The sequence below is a fragment of the Micrococcales bacterium genome (genome assembly GCA_009784895.1).
Lineage (GTDB): Bacteria > Actinomycetota > Actinomycetes > Actinomycetales > WQXJ01 > WQXJ01.
Genome location: WQXJ01000073.1, coordinates 1 through 6,806 on the forward strand (window position 1 = coordinate 1; position 6,806 = coordinate 6,806).

Genomic DNA, 6,806 nt, shown 5'->3' on the forward strand with positions numbered 1-6,806 from the left:
GCCGAGCAGTCGCCCATTGTCTTGGCGGGCGAAGACGGAACGGAATACAAAGTCATCGCGATCAGGGGCCTTGGAATTGGCGAAGACATCTCTGATTCAGAGGCCATCACGCTGGCTAACACCTTTTTTCTTCAATACGACCTGTCTGAAGACCTTGCTGATTCCTTGACGCTTCACATTGGACGCGCCATCATCCCGTTGTCTGAGCTGCTGATCCTAGAAAAGACGGACTGACGCGCTGGCGCTAGCCCAGATGGCGGGACACCGGCTGGGCGATTCCACCGGTCCACGACCCAGCTGCCAAAGCCAGTTGGGCGCCCGGGCGGCCGGTCTAGACAGATCGAGGTCCGCCCTTACAGGACCAGGACGGCGGGGTTAGGGTTCGGCGCAGCCGGGGGGCTCCTGACCGCAACAGACCTGCCGCCCCCGCAGGATCACAGACCGCGGCGTGCGCAGCTGGGTAATGTCTTGACGCGGGTCGGCCCCATAAACCACCAGGTCAGCGCTGGCCCCATCCTCGATTCCAGGGAATCCCAAGAAACGACGGGTGCCCCAGCTGGCGGCCTGGACTACGGCATCGGCCGGGATACCGGCCTTGGCCATCAGCCCGGCCTCTCGCGCCACCTGGCCATGAGGAATCCCGGTCGACTGGTCCGAACCGAGCAATAGCGTCACCCCGGCCTGATGTAGCTCCAAGGCCTGGGAGTACCGGGTCTCGTACAACGACCGCAGCTGCGTCTCCCAGACCGGGTACTTACCCTGACCGGCATCGGCAATCAGCGCGAAGTTGTCACGCTGCATCATGGTCGGCACCACGGCCACGCCCTGGCGAACCGCCTGACTCATCAGCTCCGCGTCCATGCCGGTGCCGTGCTCAATACAGTCAAGGCCACAGCGCAACGCCTGGGCCGCGCCTTCGCGCGAAAAAACGTGGATGGTCAACCGGGCACCAACGGCGTGGGCCCGCACGGCCGCGGCCCGCAATATGTCATCCGGCCACAACAACTCCAGATCCGGCACATCCAGCGACCGGTCAATCCAGTCACCAATCAGCTTGACCCAGCCGTCGCCGGCCAGGGCCTCTTCCTCAACCACGTCCGGCAGTTGATGTGGTTCGACGTTCCGCGGCAGGTGGAACATGTAGCGCTTTTGCCGGGCGATGTGCTGCCCGCAGCGGATCAGCCGCGGCATTTCCGGGTCTTGGTCCATCCACCTAGTCGAATAGGGTTCGCGCGGCACACCGGCGTCTCGGATCAGCAGCACACCGGTGTCGCGATTGATCGTGGCCTGTTCGCGGGCGACCTCGGGCGGGACCGCCCCGGTGGCACCCAGGCCAATGTGGCAGTGGACGTCGACCAGGCCTGGCAACACCACTCCGTCGTAGTGCCGCGTGGCCGCGCCGGCCGGCCGCTCCAGCCGAATGACGCCGTCCACGACCCAAAGGTCGCTCAGCTCGGTGGTGCCGTCGACCACTATCGCCCCGGAAAAATGAGTTACCTCAGTTGCCACCAAACAGTCCCCCTAATCCGGTTGGAATCTTGCCGAACTGGTCGTCTTGGTTTTGGCCCAGACCAAAAGCAGCCCCGCTTTGGCTGGCCCCGCCTTTGCCCGATGCCGGAACCTCAGTTCCCTCGGCCCAAGCCTTTTCCTGGGCGGCGCGTTTGGCCGGATTGCCACTGCGCGACTTCTTCGAGGATTTGGCCGGGGCCTGCATCCGGCCCTTTGACTTTTTGCCGCCCATGCCCAGTTGTGGCCGCTGGCCCCTGGCCGCCTGGCGCATCATGGTCTTGGCCTGGTCAAAGCGCTGCAACATGCCATTGACGCCCTGGACGGTGGTACCAGAACCGCGGGCGATGCGTGCCCGGCGTGAGCCGTTGATGATTTTGGGGTTGGCTCTCTCCGCCGGGGTCATCGAGTAGATCATGGCTTCGATCCGGTCGACCTCGCGCTCGTCGAAGTTGTCTAACGCCTGGCGCATTTGGCCAGCCCCGGGCATAAGGCCAATCATCTTCTTGAGCGAACCCATTTTGCGCACTTGCTGCAGCTGCTCCAGGAAATCACGTAGGGTGAAATCGCCGTCACCAGCTAGTTTGCGTTCGAGTTCCTTGGCTTGTTCCTCATCGAAGACCTTTTGGGCCTGTTCGATCAGGGTCATCATGTCGCCCAGGTCCAAGATGCGTGAGGCCATCCGGTCCGGGTGGAACTTCTCCAGATCGGTCAGCTTCTCGCCGGTCGAGGCGAACAGAATAGGCACACCGGTGACATTGCGCACCGACAAGGCGGCGCCGCCGCGGGCGTCGCCATCGAGCTTGGACAAGACAACACCGGTCAGGCCTAGGCCCTGTTTGAAGGCTTCAGCGGTAGTGACGGCGTCTTGGCCAATCATGGCGTCGATGACGAAGAGCACTTCGTCCGGGTCGACCGCGTCGCGAATCTGGGCCGCCTGGCGCATCAGCCCGTCGTCAATGCCCAGCCGCCCGGCGGTGTCGATTATGACCGTGTCATGCAGCGCCCGTTGCGCTTGGGCCAGCCCCTCGCGGGCGACCTCGACCGGATCGCCTTGGCCATCGCCATCGGACGGGGCGAAAACCGTTACGCCGGCCTGCCCGGCCAAGGTCCGCAACTGGTGGACGGCGCCAGGCCGCTGCAGATCGGCCGCCACCAGTAGTGGCGTGTGGCCTTGTTCTTTGAGGTGAAGACCCAGCTTGCCGGCCAAAGTGGTTTTGCCCGAGCCTTGTAGGCCAGCCAAAATGATAACTGTGGGTGGGCGTTTGGCCAGGGTTAGCTCAACCGTCTCGCCACCGAGCACCGCCACCAGTTCGTCATGCACAATCTTGACGACCTGTTGGGCCGGGTTCAGAGCTTTGGAGACTTCCTCCCCCAGCGCCCGTTCACGGACATGACCAGTGAATTCGCGGACCACCGGGACCGCCACGTCGGCGTCCAACAAAGCCCGGCGGATTTCGCGGATGGTCGCGTCGACATCCGCTGGGGACAGCTTGCCCTTGGTACGCAAGGACTTGAATGTGGCCTGCAACCGGTCTGACAGTGAGTTGAACATAGCCCCCCTAGGCTACCTGGCGCGCGGATGGGGTTGGCCATGGCTGCCCCGGGTCAGGCCATTGCGGCGAGCGGATCAGGCGGGTGCCACAACCTCGACATTTGCCAGCGTGGCTGCGTTGGCCAGCCGCCGGTCGTAGGTCACCAGGCCGGCCAGGTCGGGGCGCAAGTCCAGGGCCGCCGCGAGGTGCAGGGCGTCGAGCGACCGGAGCACCGGCGGTTCCAAGTTGGCCGCGACATCAAAATCCATGGGCTCGATCTCGACCAACTCGAGGCCATCAAGTACCTGGTTCACGGAAGGCACCAAGTCGGGACTCAGTCGCCTGACTGACCTGATCAGCTCCGTGGTGGCCAGGCGGCTCGAAACCGAGTCGAGCTGATTCGCCCGCCACCACCGCCGAATGGCTGTGCTGTGCTCCTCCCGGGCTACCAGCTTGGCCAGGGCGGACGTGTCGACGTAGAAAACCATTTCGGCTAGTACCGTGCCTCCTGCCGCGACTCCTCAATTGCCTCAGACAAGCTGGGCATGGCTGGCGGCAGTGACTTGAGTGGTGGCAACGGGGCGCCTGGGCGTTTCGCCGGAACGATCCTGCCGGCGACCCGGAGTCGGTCCATTCGAGAGCTTGGTGGCGGCGCCAATTGGGCCACCGGCCGGCCGTGCTCGGTGATGACAATCGTCTCGCCGTCCTTGACCCGTTGGATTGCCTTTGACGGGTTTTGGCGCAGTTCACGAATGCCGACGCTAGACATGGTCTACATTGTAGTCCAATTGACCGCCCTATGGCGCCCTGCGGGGCACTTACGCCGTTATGGCGAATCCTGTGGTGTCGTTACGTTGTTTCGACGGTCGAGACCGGGTCAGCCACCAGGGATGACGCTTCGGGTGCGAGGGGCGAAACGGCGTAGCGACACCACGCGATTGGCGGTTTTAGCAAAACGACATCACTCGCCGTTTCGGACCTCTCCTCCGCTCCGCTCACTCCCTTGTTCACGGCGTCGTAGGGGCCCCGCCGGGCCCGGAGCTGGTTAGGAGGAGTTCAGGCGACGATGGCGTCGACAAAAGCCTCCGGGTCGAAGGGAGCAATATCGTCCGGCCCCTCACCCAGACCGACCAGTTTGACTGGGACACCCAGTTGGCGCTGGACCGAAATGACGATCCCTCCCTTGGCCGTACCATCCAGTTTGGTCAGGACAATGCCGGTGATCTCAACCGCCTCGGTGAAGACTTGGGCCTGGACCAGCCCGTTTTGGCCGGTGGTGGCGTCTAGGACCAGCAGCGTTTCAGTGATAGGGGCTTGTTTGGCCGTGACCTTGGCGATCTTGGACAGCTCAGCCATGAGGTTGGCTTTGTTATGCAGCCGGCCAGCCGTGTCGACAATCACCGTGTCGACCTGAGCCTTGATCCCCCGGGCCACGGCGTCGAAGGCGACCGATGCCGGATCGCCGCCTTCTGGCCCGCGAACGGTTTCGACGCCGACCCGTTCACCCCAAGTGGTTAGTTGTTCGGCGGCGGCGGCCCGGAACGTATCCGCCGCGCCCAGCACGGCGGTGCGACCCTGGGCGACTTCCAGCCGGGCTAGGCGGCCAATTGTGGTGGTTTTGCCCGAGCCGTTCACCCCAACCACCAGCACCACACCGGGGTTGCCACCTTCGCCCAGGTCGCAGATGTCTCGTGGGGCGTCGATTTGGACGGCCTGGAGCAATTCGGCCCTCAAGGCCTGCCGCGCGTCGCCGCCGGTGCCGGCCACCTTCAGTCTTTGGCGCACACCGCCAAGAATCTGCTCGGCTGCCTCGGCGCCCACATCTGCCATTAGCAACGCCTCTTCGAATTCGTCCCAGTCGTCTTCGCTCAGCTGCCCACGGGAAAGCACTGACAACAACACCTGGCCCAGCTTTCCGCTGCCAGCCAGGCGGGCGCGCAAGCGCTGGATCCGGCTGGCCGGGGCTTCTGGCTGCTCCAAGTCCGGGCCGGCTGGCTCTGGCTCTTCTTCCTCGACCAGTGCCCAATCCGGCGCCGACTCGTCGACCTGCGGCACCTCCGGTTCTTCAACCACCGCGGTGGGCGGCACTGCCGGCGGACCCTTGTCTTTGTCAGCCGGCGCCTCGGCCTCGGCCACCGCTTCAGGCGGGCTTTCGGCCTCTACCCGAGCGGCGGCATCCGGCGGCAGCGCGGATTTGGCCCGTGAGCGCCGCACTAGGACCAGCGCCACAGTCACAGCGGCGACCAGCACCAAAATGCCAAGTAGAACGTAGACAGTTGTCGTCATGCCACCAGTCTCCCATCAGCCACCAGGCGGGAGTAATGCCAAAGCTCATCCTCGCGGCTAAAGTCGGGTTGGCCTCCGCCTTCGCGGCCACGGCCGGCGGGCGGAAGGGCAGGCGCGCCCGGAGCCCGGCGGGACGACGGCTGAAACCAGCGGGCAAGGCGGGCGCGACCGGCGGGCCAAGGGCAAAACCAGCGGGCACGCCGATATGCTGTCGAGCCGTGCATCTCAAGACGCTGACCCTGCGTGGCTTCAAGTCATTTGCGCAGGCGACGCGCCTGACCTTTGAACCAGGTATCACTTGCGTGGTGGGCCCCAATGGGGCTGGCAAGTCGAATGTGGTCGACGCCCTGACCTGGGTCATGGGCGAACAGGGCGCCAAGTCACTGCGCGGCGGCAAGATGGAAGATGTCATCTTCGCCGGGACCTCCACTCGCGCCGCTCTGGGCCGGGCGGAAGTCAAGCTGACCATTGACAACACCGACGGCGCGCTGCCCATCGACTACACCGAAGTCACCATTGCCCGGACCTTGTTCCGCAACGGCAACTCCGAATACGCCATTAACGGCAGCGCCTGCCGGCTGTTGGATATCCAGGAGTTGCTCTCGGACAGCGGCATGGGACGGGAAATGCACGTCATAGTGGGCCAGGGTCAGCTTGACGCCGTCTTGACCGCCAGCCCAGATGAGCGGCGTGGCTTCATCGAGGAGGCCGCCGGCATCCTCAAACACCGCAAACGCAAGGAGCGGGCCCAGCGCAAAATCGAGTCGATGCAGGCCAATCTGCTGCGCTTAACCGACCTGGCCGGCGAGGTCCGCCGCCAACTGGGGCCACTGGGACGCCAGGCGGATGTGGCCCGCCGCGCCCAGTCGATCCAGGCGGCGCTGCGAGACTCCACAGCCAGGCTGCTGGCCAGCGACGCCGCCCAAGTCAAGGCCTCGCTGGGCAGTGAGGCAGCCAGTGAGTCCGCCTTGGTGAAGCTTCGGGCCGCCCTGGAAACAGAGTTGTCCCAGGCCAGAGGGCGCCTGGTCGACTTAGAAGCCAGCGCTGCTCGAGCCGTGCCTGAGGCTTCACGCGCCTCAGACCAGTACTTCCGCTTGGCCACCACGCGTGAGCGCTTACGCGCCCTGGCGGATTTGGCCAGCGAACGGGCCCGCAACTTGGGCGGCAGCGACTTCAGGGTTGGGGCGGCCGGGGTAACAGGAGCTGGTAGCGCGGCTGGGCTAGAGGCCCTGGCCGCGTCTTTAAAAGACCAGTTGGCCGATGCCGAAACCCGGCTTGACCAGGCCCGTCACCTTGAAGTCCAGGCCCAGCAGGCCCGCCAGGAAGCCGAAACAGAATTCAGCGACGAAGACAGCGCCTATGCCACCGCCATGCGGGCCCTGGCCGACCAACGCGAGTCACTGGCCACCTTGGCCGGTCAGGTCAACGCGGCCAGGGCCGTGGTCGAAGGCCGGGCCAGCGAAGTTGAAACCCATCGCC

Annotated in this window: 7 protein-coding genes; 2 read left to right on the forward strand and 5 right to left on the reverse strand. The window is 64.7% G+C overall.

Annotation, left to right across the window (positions count from 1 at the left end; genetic code table 11):
• A partial coding sequence (locus tag FWD29_09505) for a hypothetical protein (GenBank protein MCL2804165.1) occupies window positions 1-234 on the forward strand: 234 nt, incomplete at its 5' end.
• Between the two features lie 141 nt (window positions 235-375).
• On the opposite strand, the gene FWD29_09510 is transcribed toward FWD29_09505, so the two are convergent.
• From FWD29_09510 to ftsY, 5 genes are all read right to left on the reverse strand, one after another.
• Complete coding sequence (locus tag FWD29_09510; protein MCL2804166.1) at window positions 376-1,509, reverse strand: amidohydrolase family protein; 1,134 nt, start codon at window positions 1,507-1,509, stop codon at window positions 376-378.
• Window positions 1,499-3,061, reverse strand: a complete 1,563-nt coding sequence (gene ffh, locus FWD29_09515; GenBank protein MCL2804167.1) for a signal recognition particle protein — start codon at window positions 3,059-3,061, stop codon at window positions 1,499-1,501. The genes FWD29_09510 and ffh overlap by 11 nt, the downstream gene beginning before the upstream one ends.
• Window positions 3,062-3,136: 75 nt before the next feature.
• Window positions 3,137-3,529 (reverse strand): type II toxin-antitoxin system VapC family toxin, encoded by a 393-nt coding sequence (locus tag FWD29_09520; GenBank protein ID MCL2804168.1) that lies wholly within the window; start codon window positions 3,527-3,529, stop codon window positions 3,137-3,139.
• A gap of 5 nt (window positions 3,530-3,534) precedes the next feature.
• Window positions 3,535-3,810, reverse strand: a complete 276-nt coding sequence (locus FWD29_09525; GenBank protein MCL2804169.1) for a type II toxin-antitoxin system prevent-host-death family antitoxin — start codon at window positions 3,808-3,810, stop codon at window positions 3,535-3,537.
• A 287-nt stretch (window positions 3,811-4,097) separates the two neighbouring features.
• Window positions 4,098-5,327 (reverse strand): signal recognition particle-docking protein FtsY, encoded by a 1,230-nt coding sequence (ftsY, locus tag FWD29_09530; protein ID MCL2804170.1) that lies wholly within the window; start codon window positions 5,325-5,327, stop codon window positions 4,098-4,100.
• A 218-nt stretch (window positions 5,328-5,545) separates the two neighbouring features.
• On the opposite strand from ftsY, the gene FWD29_09535 reads away from it, so the two are divergent.
• The coding region (locus FWD29_09535) for an AAA family ATPase (protein MCL2804171.1) at window positions 5,546-6,806 on the forward strand (1,261 nt) is incomplete at its 3' end.

Excerpts from the sequence above, each read along its gene's own strand:
- ffh (MCL2804167.1), bottom strand. The coding sequence starts at position 3,061 with ATGTTCAACTCACTGTCAGACCGGTTGCAGGCCACATTCAAGTCCTTG.
- FWD29_09520 (MCL2804168.1), bottom strand. The coding sequence starts at position 3,529 with ATGGTTTTCTACGTCGACACGTCCGCCCTGGCCAAGCTGGTAGCCCGG.
- FWD29_09525 (MCL2804169.1), bottom strand. The coding sequence starts at position 3,810 with ATGTCTAGCGTCGGCATTCGTGAACTGCGCCAAAACCCGTCAAAGGCA.
- ftsY (MCL2804170.1), bottom strand. The coding sequence starts at position 5,327 with ATGACGACAACTGTCTACGTTCTACTTGGCATTTTGGTGCTGGTCGCC.